We start from the raw sequence: 26,973 nt of genomic DNA, 5'->3' as shown, positions 1-26,973 counted from the left end.
TCATCAAGACAAGCATCATTCGGCGGCCAGACCGTGCCTGATCGCATAGCGGATCAGTTCCGCGTTGTTGCTGAGACCGAGCTTCTGCATCAGGCGCATCTTGTGGGTGCTGATGGTCTTCGCGCTGAGCGAGAACGTGTCCGCGATGTCGTTGATGCTTTTGCCGAGCGCCAGCATCTGCAGCACCTGGAATTCACGGTCGGAGAGTATGTTGTGAGGCGGCGCATCGCCCGAGTGAGTCTCGAAGATGATCGCGTCGACGAGCTTCGGATCGATAAACCGGCCGCCGGCGGCGAGCTTGCGAATGGCGGCAAGCAGCACCTCCGGGTCGCTGTCCTTCGTCACATAACCGGTGGCGCCCGCGCGCAACGCGCGCGACACCACCTGCGCCTCGTTGTGAATGCTCAACACCAGGACCGGCAAGGCCGGCTGTTCCGCGCGCACGCGCCGGATCAGATCGACCCCGCTGATGCCCGGCATCGTCATATCCAGCAACAGCAGATCGACGTGACTCGCGCGCAGCTTGTCGACGACCTCCGAGCCTTGAGCGGCCTCACCGGCGACGACGATATCCGTCGTCGTCGCGATAATCTGTTTCAGTCCGCCACGCACGATCGCATGGTCATCCGCAATCAGGATCTTGATCATTTCTCTGCTTTGTCGTCTAACGGAATGTGAATCGAAACCGCCGTGCCCGCGCCGGGCGCGCTGTCGATCTGCAGCGATCCGCCAATCGCCCTCGCGCGCTCGCTCATGCCGAGCAGGCCATAGGAATAACTCTTGCGCGCCGCTTCCTGGTCGAAGCCGCAGCCGTCGTCGCTGACATGCAGATCGAGGGCCGTCGCGGAGCGGGTCAGTGTCACGTCCGCCCGTGCCGCGCCGGCATGGCGCGCGACGTTGGTGAGCGACGCCTGCACGATGCGGAACACGGCAGTCGCGAACGCATCGGGAAGAACCGGCTCGCTGCCGTTGATCCGGAACTGGCAGGGAACGCCGGTACGCCGGCCGAAATCCTCGACCAGCCACTCCAGCGCCGACACGAGCCCGAAGTTCAACGCGGCAGGCCGTAAATGACTCGCCACATTGCGCACCATCCAGATCGTCTTTTCAACCAGTTCGCGCATGCTGTCGGCTTTTTTCAGCGCCTCCGGGTCGCTGCCAAGACGCATCCTGAGCAGCGATACATCCATCTTCAGCGCGGTCAGCAGCTGGCCCAGTTCGTCGTGAATTTCCATGGCGATGCGCTTTCTTTCCTCTTCGCGGATCGCTTCCATATAGGCCGACAGTTCGCGCAGCTGTTCGCGCGACTCGAACAGCGCCTGCTCGATACGCTTGCGTTCCGTAATGTCGTTCAAGCCGACATAGATAGCCGGCGCATCGTCATAGGTCGCTACGCGGGCCGTCGCGATCGCCCAGAATGCCGTGCCGTCCGGCCGCCTGAACTGGACTTCCGTATCGCGGAAACTGCCCTCCTCGCGCAGATGCTGCACCAGCCGGTCGCGTTCCGAGGGATCCTCATACAGGTCCACGATGCTGGTGACCGGGCGGTCGCGCGCATCGATACCAAATAGCTCCCGCAATGGCTCATTCGTATAGAGAATCTTTCCGCCGGGCATCGACGTGATGCACAGCGGCACCGGGCTCGTCTCGACGATGGTGCGAAACCGCCCTTCGCTCGACAGCAGTTTCGCCTCGGCCCGCCTGCGCTCGTCGATCTGCGAATGGAGGCGGGCATTCGCCCGCGCCAGTTCGTCGGTGCGTTGCGCGACGCGCTCCTCCAGCCCGTCACGCACGCGGGACAGCGCCGCCTCGGCCTGCTCGCGCACAGTCACTTCGCTCTGTAGCTGCCGGTTGCGGGCAACAAGTTGCCGGTGCATGGCGCGCAGCGCCAGATGCGTGTCGATGCGCGCCATCATTTCGTTGATCCGCACCGGCTTCGTCACATAATCGACGCCGCCCGCCGCGAATCCTTCGACCATGTCCTCGCTGCCGGTGAGCGACGTCATGAAGATCACGGCGATATCGCGCGTCGCCTCGTTCATCTTGAGCCGGCGGCAGGTTTCGAAACCGTCGATGCCCGGCATTTTCACATCGAGCAGGATCAGGTCCGGCTGCGAAAATTGCGCGCGCTCGAGCGTTTCCACGCCGTCGAGCGCGACCAGCACGCGAAACCCCCGGTCCGCCAGACTGTCGACGACCACGCCCAGATTCGACGGCGTGTCGTCGGCGATGAGGATGGTGGGTGGCCCACTCAAGTGGGCGGATGCGTCGTTCATGGTGCCGGCCTGCGTTCCATATGCTGCTCGACCAGTTGGAGAATCGCTTTCGACTGATAGCCTTTCGCCAGTTGACGAAGCTGTGCCGTGAACGACGCGTAGAGCGGGTTGAGCGCGGCGACACGTTCGGCCCAGAGCACGATCTCCCGCATATTGCCGTCGCGGGCGAGGCGGTGCAGTTCGCTCATTTCCGAGGCCGGCACGGCAAGCTGCGGCTCCTGCGATGCGCCGGGCGCCACGGATGGCGTCTGCGGCGCATAAGTCCACGTCAGCGCCAGCAACGCAGTCATCTGCGCGAGCAGCTTGTCGAAATCGACCGGCTTGGAGAGGAACGCATCGACGCCGGCGGCAAGGCTGTTTTTCTCATCGGCGCCGGACGAACTCGCGGACACTGCGATGACCGGCACGTCAGCCAGGCCGGACAGCTGCCGCAAGCGGCGGGTGGTCTCGAGGCCGTCCATTTCGGGCATCACTATGTCGGTCAGGATCAGCGACGGTTGCCCGCTTTGCGCCTTCGCGAGTCCTTCAAGGCCGGTCGCGGCTTCGGCGGTTTCGAAGCCGAGCCTCGTCAGAAACTCGACGATGACCGCGCGATTGACCGGCACGTCGTCGATCACCAGAACCTTCCGCCGCGGGCCCAGGTAGCCCGTCTCGACCCGGGTGGCGGGTGCGGCGGGCATGGCGGCCGGTTCGGCAAGCGCAGGGGCAAGTTCGAACCAGAAGGCGCTGCCGTGCCCCACCCGGCTCTCGACGTGGATCTCGCTACCCATGGCGCGAACGAATTGCCGGCTGATCGCGAGACCGAGCCCGGTGCCTTCGACTCGCCGCTCGGCGCCGCCGACCTGCTCGAAAGGCTCGAAAATCGCCTCCAGCTGGTCGGCGCTCACGCCAACGCCGGTGTCTCGCACGTCGAAACGAACCTTCCCCGACGCGGCCCGCACAATATGCAGGCTCACCTCGCCGTGGTCCGTGAACTTGACCGCGTTCGCGAGCAGGTTGAGCAGGACCTGGCGTAGCCGGCGTTCGTCGGCGCGCACGCCGGACGGCACATCAGGGGCGATCTCGCAGATGAATTCGAGCGGCTTCTGCTCTACCTTCACGCCGATGATCTCGCGAATCACGTCCACCATGGCGGCCAGCGGCACGTCGCCGATCTCGATGCGCAGTTTGCCCGCTTCGAGCTTGGTGAAATCGAGCGTGTCGTCGATCAATGTCAACAGATGGTCACCGCTGCGCTGGATCACCGACACCCCTTCACGTTGCCGCTCGTTCAGCGTGGGGTCGCGCCGCAGGATCTGTGCGTAGCCCAGAATGCCGTTGAGCGGCGTGCGCAGTTCGTGACTCATGCTGGCGAGGAATTCGCTCTTGGCCCGGTTCGCCGCTTCGGCCAGCCGCCGCGCTTCGCGCTCGGCGGCGGCATCGCGCTCCTCGAGGTACCGGCGATGGAGTCGCGCGCCCATATCGTTGAATGCGGCAACCACCCGGTCGAGTTCGTCCGGCTGGCTCGGAGGCCGGCGCTGCAGGCTGAACGGCCGCGGCGTCTGATGGAAATCGTAGCCGCCGACAGTCCGCGCGATAGCGGCGAGGTGTCGCGTCACGAGCCGCGACAGGATGTAGATCGTGAACAGCGAAACCAGAAACGTATTGGCCGCCTGACTCACCAGAATCACGAGCGCGGTCTGCGTCAGCTCGTGGTAGAGATTGGTCAGCGTGGCCTCGACGTAGAGCGTGCCGATGCGCTGCTCCTTGCCCTGCACCCGGTAGAGCAGCGGAAATTCGCGTGTCACGGCCGCTTCCGCCGCACGCCGACCCACCGTCACGACCATCGGCGAGGCCGCCGTGCCGGCCTCGCGAACCTCAGCGGCGCGGATATCGGCCAACCGCAGAATACCGTCGAGTTCAAGTTGAAGCTGCGCCCGGTCGAGGCGCCACAATGCCTCGCCAAGACTGTCGCGATAGCTCCTGTCGATATCGGCGAGGCGAGTCTCGACAATTTCGATGCCGCTTGCATAATCGCGGTAGAGTTGGAATGCAGTCAAAACCAGCGTAACCACGCAACTGAACAGCAACACCGTCGCCAGAAGCCGCAGCACTACGCTGCGGCGAAAGCGATTGATCGAACTCCACAAGGCGCCAAACGTGTTGAGAGCCATATTCCCCCGCGAGTGCTCTGGATCTCTTTTGTCCTATTTTGCGCCCGTCGCCGATTCGAGGTCTACCGGCGACGCCTCCCGCGGCACCCCGCCTGCCTGCACGAAATCCCGCTTCGGCGCCCTCTCTCCGCGCACCTTGGGCGTCGCGGCCATACGCGGCCTGCTCGCCGGATTGTTGATCTGGGCCGCGCTGATTCCGGCGGTATTCGCGCTGGATATCGTCAAACCGCTCAAGTCAGAAGAATTCCTTGTCCGCTACGCCTACCCGTTCGAATTGTTGACGGAAGTGCTCACCCGTACCGCCGCCGCGTATGGCCCGTACGCCGAACAGCCTTACACCGACGCCATTTCGGTCGCCCGTTCGCATCTGGAAGCGCTCAAGGGTGAACGCATCAACGTCATGATCAGCGATGCGGGCCACCGGGAATTCGACGAAGACATGATCCCGATTCCGTTTCCGATCGACAAAGGGCTGCTTGGCTACCGCGTCGCGCTGATCGCCGCCGACAACCAGCCGAAGATCGACGCGGTCCGCACACTCGACCAGTTTCGCACGCTGTCCATCGGACAAGGCAGCGATTGGGGCGACGTGCGCGTGTATGAGTACAACCATGTGCCCATCAGGACGGCGGAAACGTACGATTCGCTTTTTCTCATGCTTCTGCATCGGCGTTTCGACCTGTTCCCGCGCGGTGTGACCGAGGCGCCGCAGGAATTACGTGCTTACGGAGCACGCTACCCGAACCTCGCGATCGATCGCCATCTGCTGATCAGGTACCCGTTTGCCCAGTTTTTCTACGTTAGTAAATCGGAACCGCGCCTCGCCGCGCGCATTCGCGACGGGCTCGAACAGATGGAGCGGGACGGCAGCTTCGATGCATTCTTCAACCGGCACTTCAGCCAGCAGTTGAGCGCACTGAAACTGAAAGACCGGACACTCGTCGAGCTTCAGAACCCATTCCTGCCGGCGTGGGTCCCGCTGTCGCGCAAGGAACTCTGGTTCGACCCAGCAAGCTTGCGCTAGCCGTTTGCCGTTATCCGCTCGGGCACCGTTCCGTGCGCGAGTATCTCGTCCACACAATCGGCCAGTTCGCGCAGCGCGTGCGACGTGTCCCGGTCGAGTGCTTCGGCATGCAATTTTCTGAGCTCCCGCAGCGTATCGCCAAGCCGCCTGATCGCATGGGGCCCGCTATCCAGGAGCGGCCAGCAATGCAGCAGATAACCCAGCGGTGTCACACTCCTGTTCTCGCACCATGTATCGAACAGGTGCAGACAGATCGAGTTGATGTACTCCACCTCGTTTTCGCGTCCGGACAGATAGGGAATCATGGAGAGGCAACCGCATGAGACGATTTCGATATTCCATCGTATGCGGGCAATAGGTGTTACGCAGTCAGGAAGCGCGGAAAATCGGCGCTACGCATCCTGAATCGCGTGTAAGGAAATCCCTGGATCGCCCCGTACGATCAAGAAGATGGACGGCAGCTTCTTGTTCCCCAAAGAGGTTTTGCGATGCTACCGGCTACTGCCCGGGCTTCAGCGCCGCGTAAGCCCCCGGCGTCACGCCATATGCCCGCTTGAAAAGCCGGTTGAGATGGCTCTGATCATAGAAGCCAACTGCCGCAGCGGCCGTTGCTGCGTTATGTCCCGCCGCAAGCATCCGTCTTGCTGCAAGCAGGCGCATCTGAGTCGCATACGCGTGTGGCGGCAGACCGAACTCCTTGCAAAAAGCGCGCATCAGGTGATATCGACTGAGGCCGACGAGTTCAGCCAGTTGGTCTATCGATATGTCGCGCGCAAAGTTGGCGGCAACGTAGTCGCGTATCTGAGCCATTTTTCGGGATTCGCGCCGTGCTTCGCCGGCATCGGGCTCGGATTGACCATACCTTCCGAACAACATCCCCATCGCCGCCCACCAGTTCGCCTGCCGTTCCATCAACGACGTCGAGCCGTGTTCGTGAAGACTGGCATGCGCCTTGACCAGCAGACCTGAAAGGTGCTCGTCCTGATAGAGGCCAGGAGGAACCAGAAGCGGTCTGTCGAGACGTGAGTCAGGACAAAAGACAGCGCCCAGTGCGGCGAGACCTTCCACGTCAAGATAGATGGCACGGTAAATCCATTCACGGCCCTCCCACACCTCGCCGCTGTGGTATTCGCCCGGCCCGAACACCAGCACGCTGCCGGGTCCGGCGATGTCGCTACCGGCGCGCGTATGGCACTGGCCGGCACCGTTTTCCGTCATGACGATAACAAGCTCGTCGTGCAAGTGCCGATCGAACTTGTGCCTACCGTAACGGGCGCTTGCAAGGCAGGCGCCGTCCAGTGCGCTATCGCGCCAACAGACAAACCCCTGCTCGCTTTTTTCAGTCATCGCCATGGTTCGCGCCCCTCGTTCCGCCCTTAATCCGCCCTTAAACCAGCTCCAGTCTTACCCGGCGATTGTGACGGCCCTTGTTTTCTATCTTCACGATGCGGATAGGTCGCGATTGCGCCGTATTGGACAAATGCGTGCCGCCGCAGGCCTGCCGGTCGAGATCGCCGATTTCCACGATCCGGATAGTGCCCTCGGGTGTCGGCGGGGGTGCTACCGAGAGGCTGCGGATCAGACCATGCGTCGCCCTGGCTTCCATTTCGCTTACATAATATGCGCGCACGTCCATGCCGCGGCGGATCACCTCGTTGATGGGCTCCTCCAGAGACCGCAACGCGTCGTTATCCGCGTCGGGTAAATCGAAGTCCATGCGGGCGGTACCATCCTCGTTAATTTGTACACCCGTGACGAGTGCGCCGGCGAACCGTTGATACACGAGCGCGTTGAGGATGTGCGTGCCCGTATGGAGCTGCGCGACTGTGGCGCGCCGGGCCGCGTCGATGGCGACGTGGACGTCGCCGTTCAGTTCGAGCGGCTCGTCGAGCAGATGCCACAAGACGCTTCCCTCCGCCGAAACACCGGTAATCCGGGCGGCGCCGTGTGCGTGTGTCAGCGTTGCCGCGTCCGGGACCTGTCCGCCCCCGCCCGGGTGCAACGCCGAGCGGCTCAGCACGACCGCGCCAGGCCGGGCGGCAACTATGGTTGTTTCGAACTCGAGCAAATCTGGCTGCTCATGGCAAAGATAGTGCGGCACCTTGTCGACCTCGCATGAATTGGCTGGTTAAGCGCAGCATACTGAGTCCGGGCCCAGCCTGTCTTGGTCAAAAATGCTCTTGTCTCGTGTGCCGGGCAGCGCTGCGTATTCGCGTTGGATGCGCCAACCGTCCCCCGTCGCAAGCTGGCGTGTGCCGTTCAAGTTGTCGCCATTCCGCGTCGTATGTGTTTTTGACGAAGCAATACCGCAATGCGGCGTCATAACGTCCAATGCGCTGTTTAAAAAGCGGCGTCGTCTGCACAAATGCGCGAACCAGATAACGGTATGAAAATTGATTGGTTCTTTCCGGAGCCCGGCATGCCGAGAATAGGCGATCCAGAATTCGACCGATCCTTTCATGTTCAACGCTCCGCACCGCATCACCCTCAACCGCGCTCTGCGCGCTTTCACTGTTCTCGCTGCGGTCGGCGCCGGCGCCGCGCACGCGGACAGTACGCTCGACCGTATCCATCAGCGTCACAAGATCGTGATAGGCGTGATCCTGTCCGGGCCGCCGTTCGGTTCGCTCGACCCCGCCACGCAAAAGCCGGTCGGATTCAACGTCGATCTCGCCGAAGACGTCGCGAAGCGGCTTGGCGTCGAAGTGGAATTGACGCCGGTGCAGCCGTCGAATCGTGTGCAGTTCCTCCAGCAAGGCAAGGTCGACGCGCTGATCGCCAACATGGAAGTCACCAAGGAACGCGCGGAGATTTTCTCGTATCCGCCCACGCCGTTCGAGGAAATCGGCGGTGCGCTCATCACGCGCAGAGACAGCGGCATCAAGACGTGGAACGACGTGCGCGGCAAACCTGTGTGCGTCTCGCAGGGCAGCAACTACACGAAGCCGCTTGCCGAGCAATACGGCGCACAGGTGAAGGCATTCCGCGGCCAGCCGGAATCGCTGCTCGCGCTGCGCGGCAATAACTGCGTCGCCGCGGTGCATGTCGCGCCCACCTTGCGCCTGCTCGTCGCACGCAATCCGGACTGGAGGGACTACGCCATCCCCGTCTCGAACGATCTGATTCCGTCGCCGGCCGTGATCTGGGTGCGCAAGGGCGAAACCGACACGCAGAACGCGCTCGATAAAATCGTGCAGGACTGGCATCGCAGCGGTTGGCTGATCGATGTCGAGCGCAAGAACGCGATGCAGCCCTCGCAGGCCGTGCTCGATCTGCACGAGAAGTACAAGGCGCAACGTACATGAGTTCGCCGCTCGCAGGCTTCTCGCGAGCCGCCGCGGCGCTCGTCGATGCCATCGGCAAAACCGGCCTGAACTACAGCTTCGTGCTCGACGCGGACGAACTCGCATCGTTCCTGCACGGCATGCTGGTGACGCTCGAGTTGTCGCTCGTCACGGCGCTGGGCAGCCTGTTTGCCGGCGTCGTGCTGGCGGCTCTGCTGACTTCGCCGCGCGCCGCGCTGGCGCGCCCGGCCCGCGTCTTCGTCGAAATCACCCGCAATACGCCGACGCTCGTGCAGCTGTTCTGCGCGTTTCTGGTGATCAACATGCTGATCAGCGAGGCGCTGCGCAATCTCGGCGGCAATCCGTTGACGCCGTTCATCTGGAGCGCGATCGTGATTTCGCTGCACAAAGGGGCGTTTCACGCGGAAGCGCTGCGTGCCGGAATCGAAGCCGTGCCGCGCGCCACCCTGGAAGCCGCGCAGTCGCTCGGCTACAGCCGCCGCCAGCGTTTGTGGGGCGTGCAATTGCCCCTCGCGGCGCGGTTCGCGCTGCCGGCGCTCGTCAACAATATGGTCGATCTCGTCAAGATGACCACCGTCGCCTCGGCGATCGCCGTCGGCGACATCACCTATGCGTCGATCATGATCTGGACGCAGCGCGACAATGTGCTCGAATTGATGATCCTGATTCTGCTGTTCTTCGGCGCGCTGACCTTCGCGATCAACCGCGCGGGACGCTGGCTCGAAGTGCGCTTGAGGATGCCCGGCTATGGCCACTGAAATGCTCTCAACGCCCGCGCGGAGCGAGCGGCGCCGCCCTGCCGCACTACTTGCCGTGGTCGGCATCGCTGCCTTGCTTGCGGTGTTCGAGCATGAGATCGCCCATGGCCGCCACTATCCGACGCTCGCCGCGCTCGTCACCTGGGCGCCCGCGCTCGGCAAATCGCTGTGGGTCAACATCGAGATCAGCCTGCTCGCGATCGCGCTCGGCACCCTGGCCGGTCTCGTGCTCGGACCGCTGCTGCTGTCGCCGATCCGGATCGTGCGCGTCGCGACGCGCGGCTATGTGCAGGTGTTCCGCAACGCGCCGCTGCTCGTGCTGATCTATTTCTCGACCTACGTCTTCCCGTTCGAGATCGCGATCGGCCATCAGACGCTGCCGTTCCCCGACTGGTTCAAGGTCACGCTCGGCCTCGCGCTGCCCGCGAGCGCCAACTTCGCGGAGATCTTCCGCGGCGCGATCCAGTCGATCCCGCATGCGCAGTGGGACGCCGCCCGTTCGCTCGCGTTCAGCCGCACGCAGATATTCCGCTGGATCATCCTGCCGCAATGCGTGAAGCGGATGCTGCCGCCATGGATGAACCTCTACGCCAGCATCACGATGGCGACAGCGCTCGCGTCGCTAGTCGGCGTGCACGATCTGCTCGACACGGCGCAGGTCGCCAGCAATACCGTGGCGCGTGCGGATTTCACGGTCGCCGTCTATTTCACCGTGCTCGGACTGTTCTTCGCGTACTGCTATCCGATTGCGTGCCTCACCCGTTTCATTGAAAAACGCTATGCCTTCAGCTGACGCCCCATTTGCCGCCCCCTCCGCCTCCGCCGCGCACCCGCTGGTACGGTTGCGCGACGTGCATCTTTCATTCGGCGCCAGTCCGGTGCTCAAGGGCATCGACCTCGACGTGTTTCGCGGTCAGGCCGTGTCGATCATCGGTCCCTCCGGTTCGGGCAAATCGACGATCCTGCGTTGCGTCACCGGACTGCTACGTCCCCAGCACGGCGAGATCGAAGTCGACGGCACGCGCGTCGATCAACTTGCGTCCGAACGCGACGAGATTGAACTGCGCAAGCGTGTCGGCTTCGTGTTTCAGCAGTACAACCTGTTTCCGCATCTGAGCGTGCTCGACAATCTGGTCGTCGCGCCGGTGCGCATTCTCGGCCGCGACAAAGCCGCCGCAAGCCGCACCGCTTACGACCTGCTGAAGAAAGTGCGACTCGCCGATAAAGCGCACGCCTATCCGGGCGAATTGTCAGGCGGACAGCAACAGCGCGTGGCGATCGCGCGCGCGCTCGCCATGCAGCCGGATCTGATCCTGTTCGACGAGGTGACCTCCGCACTCGATCCTGAAACCGTGGGTGAAGTGCTGACCGTGATCCGCGATCTGGTCAGGGACGGCATGACCTGCGTGCTCGTCACGCACGAGATGCGCTTTGCCGAGGAAGTCAGCGATGCGGTTTATTTCACCGAGGCCGGGGTGATCGTCGAGCACGGTCCCGCGGAGCGTCTGTTTCGTGCGCCGATGAGTCCGCGCACGCGAGCGTTTCTGGCACGCACGCCGGGTGCGCTACCGGACACCGTACCCGCAACGCAACCGCGCGTACCGCTGCAACTGGATCTGAGTCGCTTCGCGATCTGAGCATACCTGGGCCGCGCGGAACCGACTCATTGGAACGGGCCCGACGACGCGGCGTTTGTCCCACAGGCGCCGCGTTTTTCTTTGCCCGACTCAGCGGGCCGCGTAACGGCTAACGGGCCGCTGCAGGCCGAGGTGATCGCGCAGCGTCGTGCCGCTGTACCCGGTACGGAACAGACCGCGCCGTTGCAGTTCGGGCACGACCAGTTCCACGAAGTCGTCGAGGCCGCCCGGAAAATACGGCGGCATGATATTGAAGCCGTCTGCGGCCTCGCCGGTGAACCACTCCTCGAGCGCATCCGCGACCTGCACCGGCGTGCCCCACACGATGCGGTGCCCGCGTGCGCCCGCCACGAGGTAATACAGTTCGCGCAAAGTCAGATTCTCGCGGCGCGCGAGGTCGGTCAGCAGTTTGGCGCGGCTTTTCAACTGATCCGATTCGGGCAGTTCAGGCAGCGGACCGTCGAGCGGATACTTCGACACGTCATGGCCGAGCCGGTCGGACAACAGCGACAATGCGCCGGACGTGTCGGTCCATTGCTGCAATTGCGCGTACTTGTCCTTCGCTTCCTGTTCCGTTCGACCGATAACCGGAAACACGCCGGGCATCACGTGCAGTTGTTCGCCCTCGCGGCCGAACGTCGGCAGACGGCTCTTGAGATCGCGGTAGAACGTCCGCGCTTCTTCGATCGTTTGCTGCGCCGTGAACACCACTTCCGCGGTACGCGCGGCGAGATCCTGCCCCGGTCCCGACGAGCCGGCCTGAATCACCACCGGATGTCCCTGCGGCGGACGCGACGCGTTCAGCGGCCCTTTTACCTTGAAGAACGGCCCTTCATGGTCCAGCGCATGGACCTTGGCGGGATCGAAGTAGATGCCGCGTGCTTTGTCCTTCACGAGCGCGTCGTCGTCCCAGCTGTCCCACAGTCCTTTGACGACATCGACGAATTCGCCCGCCATTTCATAGCGCAATGCGTGGTCCGGGTGATTGCCGCGCGTGAAATTCGCGGCCGTGCGGTCGTACGAAGTCGTCACCACATTCCAGGCCGCGCGGCCGTTGCTCAGATGATCGAGCGACGCAAATGCACGCGCGACGTGATACGGCTCGCTATAGGTCGTCGACGCGGTGGCGGCGAGACCGATGTGGCGCGTGCCCATCGCCAGCGCCGACAGCAGGCTCAGCGGCTCGAGCCGCATCGCCATCGACGGATGCGCATCGGGTCCGCTCGTCAGGCCGTCGGCGAGAAAGACCATGTCGAACTTCGCGCGCTCGGCGGTCTGCGTGATGCGTTGCATCAGCGCCAGATTCTCGCTGCCGGCCTGCGCATCGGGATGACGCCATCCGGCGACGTGGTGCCCCGCGCCCTGAATGAAAAGCCCGAGGCGCATCTGCCTGCGGGCGGCGTTACTGTTGGTCGTGGTCATACGTCGATCTGTGCGAAGGCTTTGAAAAGAGAAGCGAGATCGGCAGCGCTATGCATCGTGTCGATCAGCGAAGGAACAAATGCGAGCACCTGACTGTGACTGGTGGCGTCCGCAAACTTTGCGTGTAAATCTTCAGCGCTATGGAGACGGTCCGTCTTGTGGCTCAACACCGTACCGTTGCGCAGTTCGATCTCGACGGTCGAGAAACGCGTGGCCGGATCGGTCGATGCACGCGCGGCAGTTTCATCATGACGGCGCGCCACGCGCGCGGCGAGCGCAATCAGGTCGTCACGCACGGGTACGTCGGCGAAGATCGCCACGCCAGGTGAGCCGTCCGTCAGCGCAGCCGCCACCGCGTATTCGACGCTGAATCGCGCTTCGAGCCCCGTTGCCGGCAGACGGTTCGCCAGCGGTGTGTCGCCACCCGGCGGAAACGTCACCGTCACGCGCTCGATGTCATGCGGCGTGAGCCGGTGCAGGTCGCGCAACGTCAGCGCGGCATGCACGGCGTAGTGCGTCGCCGTGCAGCACGCCCACGGTTTGAAATACAGACCCGGCGTGACGATCTGCCAGGGCGCGCTCCATCCTTCGAGCACCCGCTCAGGCTGTGCGGCGCCGCCGCTGAACACGGCGAAAAAGCCAACCGGTCCATCGAGCACGCCCGCGGATCCCTGTAGGCCAGCCGCCGCCAGTTCGGCCGCGAACACGCCCGCGCGCGCGGCGAGGCCGGCATGCAGCGGTTTCGCCTCGCTGCCGAACTGCAGGCGCAGTCCAGCCGACTGCGTACCCGCCAGACCGAGCGCATTCTCGACGGCTGCCGCGTCGAGCTTCAGAAGAAACGACGCGGCCGCCGCGGCACCGAAGGTGCCCAGCGTTGCGGTGTTGTGAAACCCCTGCTCGTAATGACGGCTGCCCAGCGCCAGACCGAGGCGCGCCATCGTTTCGACACCGACGACGTACGCGCCGAGCAATTCGAGCGCACTGCCGCCGCGCGTCTGCGCGAGCGCGAACAGCGCGGGCAGCAGCACGGTCGCCGGATGGCCGCGCACGCTGCTGTGCACGTCGTCGTAGTCGAGCGCGTGTCCGGCGTAACCGTTGAGCAGGGCGGCCTGTTGCGCCGACGCGCCAAACGCGCTGCCGATCACCGACGCTTCGCCGCGCGAATCCTGGCCATTCACCGTCAATAGTTTTCGATAGCCGGAGTCGCCGGCGCCGGCGAAGGCGGCCGCGAGGAAGTCGAGAATGCCGCGCCGCGCCGCGGCGACCGCGGTCGTGTCATCGGCGGGGACGGCGTTTGCAATCGCGGCGGCCAATTGTCGCGTGATGCCGGCAGCCGGTTCCGCTGGAGTGGATGCACAGAAGCGTGACATGTCGAAACGGTGAAGTGGTAGAAGATCGCGTATGGAGCGCTGCGTGCCAACGGCTCGACGTAAATCTTGCCGCAAGCGTTGCCGCCCACACCCGAACGCGTCCGGGCGGCAACGCTCTAAACGCAGAATGCTAACGAAGCACCAGCTCGCCAACAAACAAGATTTCCCGCTTTCGATATCGCGGATTCAGCGTTGCTCCAGCAGACGGAGCTGCCCGCGCCACGTCCGGCGAGTGGGCAATAGCGGACACACGCCGCGCATATCCTACGCGCGACGACGCTGGAGACGATTGCGCCAGGATGCTAGAATCCGGCGCGTCTTTACGTTCGCCATCATGACCCTACGCTCCCGCAACCGCATGACCGCATGGCTTGGCCTGATCGCCATGTGGCTCATCGTGTTCGCGCCGGTCGTCAGTCAGATGCTGGTGTCGGGGCGCGCGCACGAACCGGTGGCCGCGCTCTGCTCGGCGCTCCAGCCGCAGGGTTCCGTACAGGCGAGCAATGCCGGTCAGCCGCCGGTCCACCTGAGCCACGACGACGCATTCGGTGCGTGCGGCTACTGTCATCTGCTCGAGCATCACGTCGCGATGACAAACGTCGCGCCCGCCGCACCGTCGGTTGGGCTCGCGATCGCAAGCGCGGCGCCGCCCGCCCTCTCCACCCGCTTCACGCCGCTCGGCGCGTTCCCGTCCGGACGCCCAAGAGATCCCCCAGCCGTTTCCTGATCGCTGTTGTTCCTGATCGCGCATCTCACCGCGCCCGTCGAGGGCGCGCGCGATCGCCTGTTCAATGCATCCAGGAAACATCCATGTTTAACTTCGCTTGGCGAAGGCTGCCCTCTTTCGTGCGTCAAGGCGCCCGCGACGGTGCGCGTCGCGTCACATTCGGCCTGTCGCCGCTGTCATTCATTCCGGCATGCGTGCCGGCGTTTGTCCCCGCGTTTATCCCCGCGTTTATCCCGGCCGTCATCCCGTCACTCGCTCACGCGGACAGTGCGACAGCCGACGCCACCCTGCCCGCGGTCACGATCAGCGCCAAAGCGCCCGCTGCTCCACGCGCCGTCGATCCGAACATGCCGGCCTCGGTCGAGACCGTGACACCCGAACAGTTCGACAACTGGAACGTCGTCAACACCGAGGACGTGCTGAAGTACATGCCGAATCTCGCGGTACGCAAGCGCTTTATCGGCGACCTGAACTCGATCATCGCCGTGCGCGGCACCAGCAATACGCAAAGCGCGCGGGGCCTCGTCTACGCCGACGGGCTGCTGCTCAGCAATCTGCTCGGCAACAGCTATTCGTTTCCGCCGCGCTGGTCGATGGTCTTTCCCGACGACATTCAACAGGTCGACGTGCTCTACGGGCCGTTCTCCGCGCTTTATCCGGGCAACTCGCTCGGCGCCACCGTGCTCATCAGCACACGCATGCCGAAGCGCTTCGAAGCCAGCGCCGACGTCAAAGCCTTCACGCAGCATTTCAGCCTGTTCGGCGTGAATCAGAACTTCAACGGCAGCGAAGCGAGCGCCTCGATCGGTAACCGGATCGGCAAATTCTCCTGGCTGCTCGGCGTGAACCATCTGGAGAATACGAGCCAGCCGCTGCAATTCGCGACACTCGCGAAGTCCAGCACACCGGCCAAAGCCGGCGATACGCCGGTCAGCGGCGCCTATATCTACAACAACCAGACCAACACGCCGACCGCCGTACTCGGGGTCAACGGCGAAGGCATCGAGCACACGGTGCAGGACCAGTTCAAGCTGAAGATGCAGTACGACTTCACGCCCACGCTGCAAGCCGGCTTTACGCTCGGCTACTGGCATCAAACCTATAACAGCCAGACTTCGACATTTCTGCGCGACGCCAACGGCAATCCGGTCTACAGCGGCAAGGTCGCGATCGGCGGCTACGAATACACGATTCCCGCTGCGGCGATGGCGCCGAGTCTGGGGTATAGCGAGAACTGGCTATACGGCGTGTCGCTGAAAACGCACAACGCCACCGGCTGGAATGGCGAAGCGCTCGCGTCGTACTACGACATCGGCAACAGCGTGGCGCGTACCGCCAATTCGGGTGCGCCGGGCAACGGTCCCGGCACCGTGATATTCGGCGACGGCACCGGCTGGAAGACGCTCGATCTCAGAACCACCTACACGCCCACCACGTCACAAGCGGGGTTGGCGAGCCACTGGTTAAGCTTCGGCTATCACTACGACAACTACTTTCTCGAGAACGAAAGCTACAACACACTGAACTGGAGGGACGGTGCGGCCACCACGTTTGCCAACGCATTCTCCGGCAAGACGCGGACCCAGGCGTTATACGCGCAGGACGCGTGGCGTTTCCTGCCACGCTGGAAGTTCGTCTACGGCATGCGCTATGAAGACTGGCAGGCCTATGACGGCTCGCAGGCGCGGGCCGGCACGAGCCTTCCTTATAGCAATGCGAGCGAGCACCACTTCTCGCCGAAGGTGTCGTTGTCGTTCGACGTGACCGACGATCTGACCTTGCGCGCATCGATTGGCCGCGCGTATCGCTTCCCGACCGTCAGCGAACTGTTCCAGGGGCAAATCAACGGCTCGTCGATCGTCAATAACAATCCGAATCTGAAGCCTGAAGACGATCTGTCGAAAGAGCTGACCGCCGAATGGGCGCACTGGAACGGACTATTCCGTTTCTCGCTGTTCCAGGACGACGTGAAGAACACGATCTTCACTCAGACCGATACGACCGTGATCCCCAACGTGACGAACTTCCAGAACATCGGCAAGGTGCGCTCGCGCGGCGTGGAGACCAGTTACCAGGGGCAAGATGTGTTCGTGCGCGGCCTCGATCTGTTGGCGAGCGTCGCTTATACGCAATCGAAGATCATCGCGAACGCGCAGAACCCGGCGACGGTCGGCAAGTATTTCTACCGCATTCCGCTATGGCGCGCCAATATCGCCGCGACGTATCACATCGGCGAACGCTCGGCCGTCACGCTCGCCGCGCGCTATTCGGGACGTCAGTACAACACGCTGACCAACACCGATACGAACCCGGATGTATTCGGCGGCACCAGTACGTACACCGTCGCGGACGCCAAATTTACCTTCAGGCCCACGAAGCTGAGTGAACTCGGCGTCGGCGTCGACAACCTGTTCGACGCGCGTTACTTCGTCTACCACCCGTATCCGGGCCGCACCTTTTACGTCGAAGCGAAGTTGCGGATGTGAGCGCGGCTGCGCGCGTACATCTTCGCGCGTACATCCGTGCCCCTGTCCATTCACGAAGCCCTGCGTGGTCCTGCATGCAAACACGCGCGCCGCGCAGGGGTGTTCGAAAGATCAACGACTGCCAACAGGAGGATCGAATGTCCACCACCACTGCTCAATGCACGGCTGTGCCGGTCAGCATGGCAAACGCCGGCTATCGCACGCTATGGCGCTGGCACTTTTACGCGGCTCTGTTCGTCATGCCGTTCCTGGTGATACTCGCGATTACCGGAACACTGTACTGCTTCCAGCCGCAAATCGAGCCGCTGCTTTATTCACACCGGTTGATCGTCGAACCGCAGGCGCCCCCCACGCTCACCCACGACGCGCTGCTGGCGAAGGCGCGCGCGGCAATGCCCGACGATGCAGCGGTGGTTACCGCGGTGATCGCGCAAGCGCCCGACCGCAGCGCGGAATTCATCTTCCGCCTCGCCGATGGTGAAAAGCAAAGCGTCTACGTGAACCCGTATAGCGGCGAAGTATTTGGCACGCTGAGCGTCGAGCACCGCTTCATGCAGGTGGACCGCATGCTTCACCGCAAGCTGCTGCTCGGCAAGCCTGGTGAACTGCTGATGGAGTTGGCGGCGTGCTGGACGCTCGTGATGATCGGCACCGGCGTCGCGTTGTGGTGGCCGCACGAAAAGACGACCGCGAGAGACGCTCTGGTGCCGCGTTTCGCACTTAAAGGCCGTGCGCTGTGGAAAAACCTGCACGCGGTGATGGGCATCTGGCTCGCGCTCGGCGCGCTGGCGTTCGTGCTGACCGGCCTGCCCTGGTCGGGTTCGTGGGGCAAGCAATTCAAGGCGCTCGCGACCAGCGCGAATCTGGGTGCGCCCGCGGGCTCATGGGGCGGCCTGCCGCTACGCTCCACACTGCCGGGCACGCACACTGATCACGCCGGCGGCACGCAGGCATCGGCCCAAGGCCAACCCATGCATCACACGGACCACGCGCACGACTCGAAAATGGAGTCGATGCCGGGCATGGTGATGGACGACCTGCCTCTGCCTATCACGCCATGGGCCGTCGGCAATGCACCCGTCCCGGTATCCGCCGATTCGCAAGCACTGCACGCGCTGCCGCTCGGGCGTGTCGTCGCGCTGGTCGCGTCGCTCGGCGTGACCAGCGGCTATAACCTCGTGCTGCCCACGTCACCTTCCGGCGTCTATACCGTCTCGTACTTTCCGGACGACCCGCGACAGGAGCGCACGCTGTACATCGACCAATACAGCGGCGCGGTGCTGAAGGATATCCGCTACGGCGACTACGGCGCCGTGTCGAAGGCAGTGTCGTATGGCACGTCGTTGCATATGGGGCGCTATTTCGGCGTCGCCAATCAGATTCTCTGCGCTGCCATTTCGCTCGGACTCGCCGGCATGGCTGTGACCGGCTGCGTGATGTGGTGGAAACGGCGGCCACAGCGTTCGCTCGGCGCACCGGCACGTGAGCGTTCAGCACCGCCGATGCGCGGCTGGAAGAGCGGCCTCGTGCTGCTCGGCATCGTGTTCCCGCCAATGGGCGCCACGCTGCTGGCCGTATGGCTGGCCGACCGCGCAATTTTCGGCCGCGCGTCGCGGCAAGCTGCATAAACAGACGGGTTCTGATGCTTGCCGTCCTCGCCGGCGGCTGTTTTGATATATTGATCGTTCCAACCTCGATTTCCCCTCCAGATGCGCGTTGGCCGTCCTGTCAAAGCCCTTCCCCAACCGATCTGCAACTACTGCGGCGCGAAGGCCGTGCTCGTCAGACCAGATGAGGACGCCTACCCATACCGCGAAGACCACGGGCCGCTCTGGATTTGCGCGCCATGCGAAGCGTGGATCGGCATTTTCGCGCGCAGCACACGTAATCTGCCGCTCGGGCGGCTCGCGAATGCCGAGCTACGCGAATGGAAAGCCAGGTTGCACGCGGCCCTCGAACCGATGGTTGAAGCGAAGGTGCGCCGCGACGGCTGCAACACGTTCGAGGCGCGTTCCAAAGGCTACAAATGGCTGGCGGACAAACTGGAAATCGACGAAAAGAAATGCCACATTCATCTGCTCGACGTCGACCAATGCAAGGCGGCCATCGAGATCATCGAAAGCTTCGAGCGCGAGCGGCGCTCCGGTGAACGCCGGTAAGCACAATCGGCACCAACTTGACCATCGTCATTTATGAAGGTAACCTTCGCAGGTAACCTTCATATTGTGAGATGGCATGACCAGCAACAACCTGCAGGCCGCCCCTGAAGCTACGCACGCAATGGCGGAAGACCTTCGCGTTCTGGTCGGCAAACTGCGCCGCCGGTTGCGTGAGGAAGCGCATGTCGGCGATTTCACGCCGTCTCAGGTGCAGGTTCTCGGACTGCTGGAGCGCGAGGGCCCAGCAACGGTCACCGCGCTCGCGCGAGCCCAGGGCGTGCGCCCGCAGTCAATGGGCGAGACGCTGTCGGCTCTGAAAGCGGCCGGCTTCGTCTGCGGCGCGCCCGACCCGAATGACGGGCGGCAAACCGTTCTCTCGCTCACCCCCGCTTTTCGCAAGAAGGTCAAGGCAAGCCGCGCGGCCCGCGAAGACTGGCTATTCCGCACAATCCAGACCCGCTTTACGCCAGCCGAGCAGCAGCAACTGGCAACCGGCGTCGAATTGCTCAAACGCCTCGCCGATTCATAACCAGGAGCATTCCATGGCACTGACAACACTCGACGCAACGACCGCACTGGTCGTCATCGATTTGCAGCAAGGCATCGTTGCGCTGCCCACCGCCCATCCCACCGGCGAAATAGTGAAGCGTGCCGCCGTACTGGCCGATGCCTTTCGCCGCCACAGCTTGCCGGTGGTGCTCGTCAACGTCGCGGGCGGTGCGCCGGGCCGCGCGGAGCAGGCGCGCAACAGCGGCGACTTTCCCGCCGGCTTTGCGGATCTGGTGCCCGAACTGAACTACCGGCCGTCGGATCATCTGGTGACCAAGCGGACCTGGGGCGCGTTCACGAACACGGACCTCGAAGCCTGGCTGCGCGAGCAAGGCGTCACGCAAGTGGTGCTCGCCGGCGTAGCGACCAGCATCGGCGTCGAATCGACCGCGCGTTACGCACACGAACTCGGCTTCAACGTCACGTTCGCGGTCGACGCAATGACCGATCTGCACCTCGACGCTCACACCAACAGCATCGCGCGAATCTTCCCGCGGCTCGGCGAAACCGGCACGACGCCGGAAATCCTCGACCTGCTCGACGGCACGCGCGTATGAGCGCTCGTTCGAACATCTGCGCGACACGGGTCGCCCGCAGGGGAACGACGCGGTGAACGGCACTTTCCGTTCGCTGCGCAATTTCAATTACCGGGTCTGGGCGAGCGGCGCGATCGTCTCCAACATCGGTACGTGGATGCAGCGCACGGCGCAGGACTGGCTCGTGCTCACGGAACTCACGCATCACAATGCAACGTCCGTGGGTATCGTCATGTCGCTGCAGTTCGGGCCGCAAATGCTGTTGCTTCCGCTGACCGGCTATGCGGCCGATCACTTCAACCGCCGCAAGCTGCTGGTCGCCACCCAGGCTGCAATGGGCACCCTTGCGCTGGGCCTCGGGATTCTCACCGTCACCGGCATCGTGCAGTTGTGGCAGGTCTATGTGTTCGCGTTGCTGCTCGGCTGCGTGACCGCATTCGATTCACCGGCGCGTCAGACCTTTGTCTCCGATCTGGTCGGAGAAAGCGATCTGTCGAACGCAGTTGCGCTGAACTCCACGTCGTTCAACGCCGCGCGCATGATCGGGCCGGCCGTCGCGGGCCTGCTCATTGCCTCGGTGGGCACCGGATGGGTGTTCCTGATCAACGCGATCTCGTTCGTCGCCGTGCTCGGTTCGCTGCGCATGCTGCGCACCAGCGAACTGCATCTGAAGCCCCGCGCGATACGCACGCGCGGCAGCTTTGTGGAAGGTTTCAAGTATGTGTGGAAGCGTCCCGATCTGAAGGCCGCGTTGCTGATGCTGTTTCTGATCGGCACGTTCGGGCTGAACTTCCCGATCTTCATCTCGACCATGTCCGTCACCGCATTTCATGCGGGCGCGAGTCAATATGGGGGGCTGAGCTCGACCATGGCGATCGGCTCCGTCACCGGTGCGCTGCTCGCCGCGCGCCGAGCAAAACCCCGCATGGCGATTCTGCTCGGCGCGGCGGCGGTTTTCGGGGTCGGCTGCACGGTTGCGGCGGTCATGCCGAACTACGTGCTCTTCGGCATCGCGCTCGTCGTCATCGGCGTGTCTACGCAAACGTTCACCACCTCGACGAACAGCCTCGTGCAACTCTCGACAGAACCCGCCATGCGTGGCCGGGTGATCGCGATTCTGCTGGCCATCGCGTTAGGCGGGACGCCGCTCGGCGCGCCGATCGTCGGTTGGGTCGCCGATCGGTTCGGCCCGCGTTGGGCACTCGGCGTCGGCGCCGCGTCAGGTTTTGCAGCGGCAGTCGTCGGCGTGCGCTACCTGATCAGGTACCGCCAGTTGCGCGTGTATGTCGAGGGTGGCCGCCTGCGCTACAGCATCGACGAGCCACACCAGGCAACGCCTTATGCAAGTCCCGCGACTGCGGTACGCAATGCCGTATTGAGCGAAGCGGAAGCGGAACAGGACTGATCGTCGTCACAGCGCAGCCACGCCCCTGAAGACGCTTGACCCGCTTGCGCACAGTCGCTTCGGGAACGCCGGCGTCGCGGGCGTGCTCTCGCACGGGCCACCGCCTGCCTGTGCAATCCGTTTAATACCATAGTAGATTGACTGCGCAACGCGTCAGAGCGGCAGCGGTTGCGTAGGCCGGCGCGCAACAGCCGCACGGCACCCTTCTATCCGCCGCGGCGGGCCGTCGCCACAGACTCCATGAAAAAAGCCGCGCCTGAATCAGGCGCGGCTTTTTTTATTGCGGTATCGCTACGCTGTTACTTCGCCACCGGCATCGTAAATTCAGCGCCCTTGGCGATGCTATCCGGCCAGCGCTGCATGATGCTCTTGTAGCGCGTATAGAAACGCACGCCTTCTTCGCCGTAAGCGTGGTGATCGCCGAACAGCGAACGCTTCCAGCCGCCGAACGAGTGCCATGCCATCGGCACCGGAATCGGCACGTTGATGCCGACCATACCCACCTGAATCTGCCGGCCGAATGCGCGCGCCACACCGCCATCGGACGTGAACAGCGACACGCCATTGCCGAACTCATGCGCGTTGATCAACTCGACCGCGCTCGCGAAATCGGGCACACGCACCACCGCCAGCACCGGGCCGAAAATCTCTTCCTTGTAGATCTTCATGTCCGTGCCAACCTGGTCGAACAGCGTGCCGCCGATAAAGAAGCCGTCTTCGCCCGCCACCGGATGCGCGCGGCCGTCGACGATCAGCTTCGCGCCTTCCGCCTCGCCCGATGCGATATAGCCGGCCACCTTGGCCTTATGTTCGGCGGTAACCAACGGCCCCATTTCGGCGTCGAGGTTCTCGCCGTTCTTGATCACCAGCGACTTCACGCGCGGCACCAGACGCTCGATCAGTTCATCGGCGACATTGCCCACCGCCACCGCCACCGAAATCGCCATGCAACGCTCGCCTGCCGAGCCATAGGCGGCGCCGATCAATGCATCGACCGCCTGGTCGAGATCGGCGTCCGGCATCACCACCAGGTGATTCTTCGCGCCGCCCAGCGCCTGCACGCGCTTGCCGCGCTTCGATGCTTCCGTATAGATGTATTCGGCGATCGGCGTGGAGCCGACAAACGACAGCGCGGCGACGTCCGGATGCTCGATCAGCGCATCCACGGCCACCTTGTCGCCGTTCACGACATTGAACACGCCATCGGGCAGACCCGCTTCCTTCAGCAGTGCGGCGAGCCGCAGCGACGCCGACGGATCACGCTCCGACGGCTTCAGCACGAACGTGTTGCCGCAGGCGAGCGCGACCGGGAACATCCACATCGGCACCATCACCGGGAAATTGAACGGCGTAATGCCGGCGACCACGCCGAGCGGCTGGCGCAGATTCCAGTTGTCGATGCCGCCGCCGATCTGGTCGGTGAAATCGGTCTTCAGCAGATTCGGAATGCCGCACGCGAACTCGACCACCTCGATGCCGCGCACCACTTCGCCTTGCGCGTCCGTGAACACCTTGCCGTGCTCGCGCGTAATCAGCAGCGCGAGTTCGTCATGATGCTTGTTCAGCAGTTCCTTGAACTTGAACAGAATACGGGCGCGTTTGATCGGGGCCGTTTCGCTCCATGCGGGGAAGGCGGCCTTCGCGGCCTTGACCGCGGCGTCCACTTCTTCGACCGAAGCGAGCGCGACCGAGCCGGTCACCTTGCCGGTGGCAGGATTGAACACGTCCTTGGAGCGGCCGCTAGCGGCCGCAGCCAGCGCGCCGCCGATGAAATGGCCCAACTGCTGCACCGACAGCTTCGCTTGTTCGTTCACTGCATTCATCTGGTTACCTCGTATTCTGGATGGGCCGGTACGAATCGCCACCGGGCCGTAAGCAAAAAGTCAGGCTACGTTGCGCAGCACATTGGCGGAGGTCCGCACATCGGCTGGCTCCATGAAGACCTGCCAACTGTATCGACGGCGCTGGTTATATTCCCGATACAGCACAATAAAACCGCACCTCACTGTATTGTTTTTTGCGTCGCAACTGTATTGGAACCTGCGGCGAGGCGCGCTTTGCGGCGTCACCAGCGTTCAAGACAGGCCGCCGCCGGCCGCCGATACTCGGATTTTTTCCCGCAAGGATTGGCGCGATGAGCCTGCTCCAGAACACGATGATCGCGCTGGCGCGAAGCACGACCGTCTCGGCCGTGATGCGCAACGTCGGTGCACGGACCGCGCTGGCGACACGTTTCGTCGGCGGCGCGGACGGCGCGGCGGCCGTCGCCACCGCTCAGCGCCTGTTCGAGCGGCACGGCATCCGCGCGTCGCTGTTCTATCTCGGCGAATATGTCGTGGAGCGCGCCGCGATCGATTTCAACGTCAATCAGGCGCTTGCCGCAATCGACGCGCTCGCACAAGCCGGCCTCGACGTGCATGTCTCGATCGATCCGACCGCCGTCGGCTTCATGGAAAGCGAAAAGTACGGCACCGCCAACGCGACGCTGATTGCACAGGCCGTGGCACGTCAGCCGTTGCGGCCCGGAAGCAGAAACATGGTCATGCTCGACATGGAAGATCTGTCGATCCGCGACCGGACCTGCCGCCTGCACACATCGTTATGCGCGCACGGCCTTCCGGTTGCGCTGACCTTGCAGGGACGTCGAAAGCGTACGCTCGACGATCTGCGTGGCCTGATTCGGCAACCCACCGCGGTCCGGCTGGTGAAGGGCGCGTTTCCCGAATCGCCGGCACACGATCATCAAGGGCGCGCGGAGATCGACCACGCTTACCTCGAGGCCGCGCAGCTGATGCTGTCGCCCGCCGCGCGCGAAGCCGGGTTTTATCCGGTGTTCGGCACCCACGACGGGCGCCTCGCGACATCGATCATCGAAGCCGCGCAGCGCGAGAGCTGGGCACCCGGGCAATTCGAATTTGAAATGCTGTACGGCGTGCGGCCCGACTGGCAGCTTAAACTACGGCAGATGGGCTATCGGGTGCGTGTCTATTTGCCGTTCGGCAACGACTGGTGGCCCTACGCGGTGCGCCGGGTCGGCGAGAATCCGCGCAATGCGTGGCTGCTTGCCCGTTCGTTGAGGGGCGGCAGCTACGGGATCGATTAAACCGTTTCGCGGGTCCGCACGATGGCAATCTCGAGTTTCACCTGGTACTGCGGCGCCGAGCTTCCCGGCGAGGTCATGGCGGCGGCGCTCGAGGCTTACCATTTCGAGCCGCATTTCCACGATGCATGGTCGGTCGGCGCGATCGTCGCCGGAAGCTGCACGTTCTCTTATCGCGGCGCTGCGCATGTTGCCCGGCAAGGCGATCTGGTGGTGATTCCACCGCGCGCGGTGCATACCGGCGGGACATCCGAGGGCCTGCTGAGTTACGGCATGGCGTATCTGGAGACGAGCTGGTTCGATGCGCACGCCGCGATGTCCAGCGGAGGCCCGATGCAGTTCGCCGAGGTGGTGATAGCCGACCCGTCGCTATGCGAGCGCTGGGCCGCCGCGCTGATGCATGAAGCCATCGACGACACAAGCCGCAAGAATGAGATCTCCGCTGCGCTGTTTGAACTGCTGGCAAAACACGGCGTGCCGGCAGGAGATGCGCGGCTGATCGACAACGACGCGGGCCGCGATGCAAACGCCGCGGCTGACGCCTGCGCTGAACTGCAAGCGTCCATGAGCCTCCGCGACCTGCCGAAAGCCGACGTCGCGACGCTCGCGCGCCGCTGGGGCGTGCATCGAACCACATTGAGCAAGCAATTCGCCCGTCGCTACGGATTGCCTCCCGATGCCTGGCTGCGCAACTGGCGAGCGGAGCAAGCGAAGACGCTGATGATGGGCGGCATGGCGCTCGCCGAGGTCGCCGCCGCGACCGGCTTCGCGGATCAGGCGCACCTCACCCGCGTGTTCAAGCGCATTCATGGCGCGCCGCCGGGGGCGTTGAGAAAATCGGCCGCCGGTCAGGGCGAAAACTGAAGCGCTCTACGGACTGCCTCAAGAGCCGCATGATTTTTTCATGTGATTAGCGAGTCGCTCAGTTCTTTGCCAACACTCAACGCCACTGCGCGGTCAATTCGTTGGCCAGCGCCATCTTCCCGCGAACCAGTTCAGTGAAGTTCGTTGACGATCCGCCCTGCGACGCCATGAATTTCAGCGCGGCGCAATGAACGGCCCGCATCGACCGGCCGTCGATCCCGGCCATGCGTCCCGCACTGCGCGTGGTCTCTTCGACAAGGTCGCGTGCGCCGCTGAAATCCGGCGACAATCCGCTCTGCGCCTCGAACGCGGCGCGCATTTCGTCCGCGTATTCGCGAGCGTGCCCAAGCCGGTCGACATCGATCACCAGATCGACGCCGTCCGACAAACGCGACGCGCTGAGAATCCACAGCGCAATGAACGCCCGATACGCGTTGTTGCCTTCAGCCGTGCGCGCATACTGCTCGCACGCCATTGCGTAGGCGTCGTCCGAAGTGGGTTGCGCAGGTGGCAAGCTCACACCGCATGCTTCGGTCGCCCGCCTGACCACGGGCTCCGATTGGTTGAGGCCCAGGACGCGAAATGGCGCGGCGACAAAGAACGGATTGCTCCATTGCTGATTGAGCAGCCACCCCGATGCAAACTGCGATGCGGGATTTCGCAGCACGGCCGCGTGCATGGCTTGCGGAAACGCGCTTCTTAGCCAGGGCAAGCGGCCAGACGAGCGGCAAAACTTGAAGACCGGCACCTTGCCTTGCGCGGCCGACCGCTCACACAGACGCCGCAAATAAGCCTGCAATGCGGGGAATTCCGCGTCGGGCGCCCTTGCGAAACGATCGGTGCCAAAACGTTTCCGGTACCCAGGCACACCGCGAGCGCCCTCTTGCAGAAGTGGCCGGTACTCTTCGAAGTAAGGCGCGGTAAGCGGTGGATGTCCCGAAGTCAGTGTGGGACGGCAGGCCGAAACTTCCGCGAGACTGAGATCGGCAAGCATATTGCTCAGTGGCTCATAGAATCCGGTCACAGAATCCAGCGCCCGCAGACGCGACCAGATCCACGTTCCCGCGCTGCGCCAGCCCGTATGCAAGAAAATGCCCTGTTTCAGGCCACTTTGTAGCGCGGCGGCACGCGGCTGAGGAGCCGGATCATTCGACATATGCGTTTGGCCATCAGCGGCGCTCGACGGCCCGTGCGACCGAGGC

At 63.5% G+C, this 26,973-nt stretch carries 24 protein-coding genes; 14 read left to right on the top strand and 10 right to left on the bottom strand.

The annotated features are described in order from the left end of the window. Nucleotides 1-15 precede the first annotated feature (15 nt). The 3 genes from AC3WOG_RS27215 to AC3WOG_RS27205 are packed head-to-tail and all read right to left on the bottom strand — an operon-like array spanning nt 16 to nt 4,429. Nucleotides 16-648: a response regulator gene (locus AC3WOG_RS27215; protein WP_492580961.1), complete on the bottom strand. Its 633-nt coding sequence runs from the start codon at nt 646-648 to the stop codon at nt 16-18. After that, nucleotides 645-2,276, bottom strand: a complete 1,632-nt coding sequence (locus AC3WOG_RS27210) for a response regulator (RefSeq protein WP_492580960.1) — start codon at nt 2,274-2,276, stop codon at nt 645-647. The genes AC3WOG_RS27215 and AC3WOG_RS27210 overlap by 4 nt, the downstream gene beginning before the upstream one ends. After that, nucleotides 2,273-4,429 (bottom strand): ATP-binding protein, encoded by a 2,157-nt coding sequence (locus AC3WOG_RS27205; RefSeq protein ID WP_492580959.1) that lies wholly within the window; start codon nt 4,427-4,429, stop codon nt 2,273-2,275. The genes AC3WOG_RS27210 and AC3WOG_RS27205 overlap by 4 nt, the downstream gene beginning before the upstream one ends. 28 nt (nt 4,430-4,457) lie before the next feature. Between AC3WOG_RS27205 and AC3WOG_RS27200 the strand changes: the two genes are divergently transcribed. Next, entirely contained in the window at nt 4,458-5,453 is a 996-nt protein-coding gene (locus AC3WOG_RS27200) for a hypothetical protein (RefSeq protein WP_492580958.1), read from the top strand. Here AC3WOG_RS27200 and AC3WOG_RS27195 read toward each other — a convergent pair. From AC3WOG_RS27195 to AC3WOG_RS27185, 3 genes are all read right to left on the bottom strand, one after another. After that, on the bottom strand, nt 5,450-5,758 hold the full coding sequence (locus AC3WOG_RS27195; RefSeq protein ID WP_492580957.1) for a hypothetical protein: 309 nt from the start codon (nt 5,756-5,758) through the stop codon (nt 5,450-5,452). The two genes, AC3WOG_RS27200 and AC3WOG_RS27195, sit on opposite strands and share 4 nt — an antisense overlap. 193 nt (nt 5,759-5,951) lie before the next feature. After that, on the bottom strand, nt 5,952-6,806 hold the full coding sequence (locus tag AC3WOG_RS27190) for an AraC family transcriptional regulator (protein ID WP_492580956.1): 855 nt from the start codon (nt 6,804-6,806) through the stop codon (nt 5,952-5,954). A gap of 34 nt (nt 6,807-6,840) precedes the next feature. Continuing rightward, a complete protein-coding gene (locus AC3WOG_RS27185) occupies nt 6,841-7,554 on the bottom strand; it encodes an alanyl-tRNA editing protein (protein WP_492580955.1) in 714 nt (237 codons plus the stop codon). A gap of 358 nt (nt 7,555-7,912) precedes the next feature. On the opposite strand from AC3WOG_RS27185, the gene AC3WOG_RS27180 reads away from it, so the two are divergent. The 4 genes from AC3WOG_RS27180 to AC3WOG_RS27165 are packed head-to-tail and all read left to right on the top strand — an operon-like array spanning nt 7,913 to nt 11,153. After that, on the top strand, nt 7,913-8,758 hold the full coding sequence (locus AC3WOG_RS27180) for a transporter substrate-binding domain-containing protein (protein WP_492580954.1): 846 nt from the start codon (nt 7,913-7,915) through the stop codon (nt 8,756-8,758). Beyond that, nucleotides 8,755-9,516 carry an amino acid ABC transporter permease gene (locus AC3WOG_RS27175; protein WP_492580953.1) on the top strand — a complete coding sequence of 254 codons (762 nt, stop codon included), beginning with the start codon at nt 8,755-8,757 and terminating at the stop codon, nt 9,514-9,516. The genes AC3WOG_RS27180 and AC3WOG_RS27175 overlap by 4 nt, the downstream gene beginning before the upstream one ends. Beyond that, on the top strand, nt 9,506-10,309 hold the full coding sequence (locus AC3WOG_RS27170; RefSeq protein ID WP_492580952.1) for an amino acid ABC transporter permease: 804 nt from the start codon (nt 9,506-9,508) through the stop codon (nt 10,307-10,309). The genes AC3WOG_RS27175 and AC3WOG_RS27170 overlap by 11 nt, the downstream gene beginning before the upstream one ends. After that, nucleotides 10,296-11,153: an amino acid ABC transporter ATP-binding protein gene (locus tag AC3WOG_RS27165; protein WP_492580951.1), complete on the top strand. Its 858-nt coding sequence runs from the start codon at nt 10,296-10,298 to the stop codon at nt 11,151-11,153. Before AC3WOG_RS27170 ends, AC3WOG_RS27165 begins: the two co-directional genes overlap by 14 nt. Before the next feature lie 90 nt (nt 11,154-11,243). Here the strand turns inward: AC3WOG_RS27165 and AC3WOG_RS27160 are convergent, their stop codons facing one another. Together AC3WOG_RS27160 and AC3WOG_RS27155 are read right to left on the bottom strand one after the other, a co-directional pair. Then, the gene (locus tag AC3WOG_RS27160; RefSeq protein WP_492580950.1) at nt 11,244-12,575 is read right to left on the bottom strand and encodes an LLM class flavin-dependent oxidoreductase; all 1,332 of its coding nucleotides are present in this window, start codon (nt 12,573-12,575) and stop codon (nt 11,244-11,246) included. Beyond that, nucleotides 12,572-13,945 (bottom strand): MmgE/PrpD family protein, encoded by a 1,374-nt coding sequence (locus tag AC3WOG_RS27155; protein ID WP_492580949.1) that lies wholly within the window; start codon nt 13,943-13,945, stop codon nt 12,572-12,574. The genes AC3WOG_RS27160 and AC3WOG_RS27155 overlap by 4 nt, the downstream gene beginning before the upstream one ends. A gap of 334 nt (nt 13,946-14,279) precedes the next feature. Between AC3WOG_RS27155 and AC3WOG_RS27150 the strand changes: the two genes are divergently transcribed. The 7 genes from AC3WOG_RS27150 to AC3WOG_RS27120 all read left to right on the top strand — a co-directional run bounded on the left by AC3WOG_RS27150 (nt 14,280) and on the right by AC3WOG_RS27120 (nt 21,807). Next, on the top strand, nt 14,280-14,672 hold the full coding sequence (locus AC3WOG_RS27150) for a DUF2946 domain-containing protein (protein ID WP_492580948.1): 393 nt from the start codon (nt 14,280-14,282) through the stop codon (nt 14,670-14,672). A gap of 83 nt (nt 14,673-14,755) precedes the next feature. Next, nucleotides 14,756-17,158: a TonB-dependent receptor gene (locus AC3WOG_RS27145; protein ID WP_492580947.1), complete on the top strand. Its 2,403-nt coding sequence runs from the start codon at nt 14,756-14,758 to the stop codon at nt 17,156-17,158. A 137-nt stretch (nt 17,159-17,295) separates the two neighbouring features. Beyond that, nucleotides 17,296-18,786: a PepSY-associated TM helix domain-containing protein gene (locus AC3WOG_RS27140; RefSeq protein WP_492580946.1), complete on the top strand. Its 1,491-nt coding sequence runs from the start codon at nt 17,296-17,298 to the stop codon at nt 18,784-18,786. A gap of 81 nt (nt 18,787-18,867) precedes the next feature. Beyond that, nucleotides 18,868-19,317: a zinc-finger-containing protein gene (locus tag AC3WOG_RS27135; RefSeq protein ID WP_492580945.1), complete on the top strand. Its 450-nt coding sequence runs from the start codon at nt 18,868-18,870 to the stop codon at nt 19,315-19,317. A 76-nt stretch (nt 19,318-19,393) separates the two neighbouring features. Beyond that, entirely contained in the window at nt 19,394-19,846 is a 453-nt protein-coding gene (locus AC3WOG_RS27130) for a MarR family winged helix-turn-helix transcriptional regulator (RefSeq protein ID WP_492580944.1), read from the top strand. Nucleotides 19,847-19,859: 13 nt separating this feature from the next. Further along, nucleotides 19,860-20,423, top strand: a complete 564-nt coding sequence (locus tag AC3WOG_RS27125) for an isochorismatase family protein (RefSeq protein ID WP_492580943.1) — start codon at nt 19,860-19,862, stop codon at nt 20,421-20,423. A 52-nt stretch (nt 20,424-20,475) separates the two neighbouring features. Then, a complete protein-coding gene (locus AC3WOG_RS27120; protein WP_492580942.1) occupies nt 20,476-21,807 on the top strand; it encodes an MFS transporter in 1,332 nt (443 codons plus the stop codon). A gap of 299 nt (nt 21,808-22,106) precedes the next feature. Here AC3WOG_RS27120 and AC3WOG_RS27115 read toward each other — a convergent pair whose 3' ends face one another. After that, on the bottom strand, nt 22,107-23,630 hold the full coding sequence (locus tag AC3WOG_RS27115; RefSeq protein ID WP_492580941.1) for a CoA-acylating methylmalonate-semialdehyde dehydrogenase: 1,524 nt from the start codon (nt 23,628-23,630) through the stop codon (nt 22,107-22,109). A 311-nt stretch (nt 23,631-23,941) separates the two neighbouring features. On the opposite strand from AC3WOG_RS27115, the gene AC3WOG_RS27110 reads away from it, so the two are divergent. Together AC3WOG_RS27110 and AC3WOG_RS27105 are read left to right on the top strand one after the other, a co-directional pair. Next, on the top strand, nt 23,942-24,910 hold the full coding sequence (locus tag AC3WOG_RS27110) for a proline dehydrogenase family protein (protein ID WP_492580940.1): 969 nt from the start codon (nt 23,942-23,944) through the stop codon (nt 24,908-24,910). Nucleotides 24,911-24,985: 75 nt separating this feature from the next. Then, a complete protein-coding gene (locus AC3WOG_RS27105; protein WP_492580939.1) occupies nt 24,986-25,771 on the top strand; it encodes an AraC family transcriptional regulator in 786 nt (261 codons plus the stop codon). Between the two features lie 76 nt (nt 25,772-25,847). Here the strand turns inward: AC3WOG_RS27105 and AC3WOG_RS27100 are convergent, their stop codons facing one another. Beyond that, complete coding sequence (locus tag AC3WOG_RS27100; protein ID WP_492582463.1) at nt 25,848-26,927, bottom strand: hypothetical protein; 1,080 nt, start codon at nt 26,925-26,927, stop codon at nt 25,848-25,850. Nucleotides 26,928-26,973: the final 46 nt, after the last annotated feature.

Source organism: Paraburkholderia sp. FW306-02-B (assembly GCF_058782725.1).
Note: the sequence above shows the minus strand (reverse complement) of the source record. Positions and strands in the feature narration are given on the sequence as shown.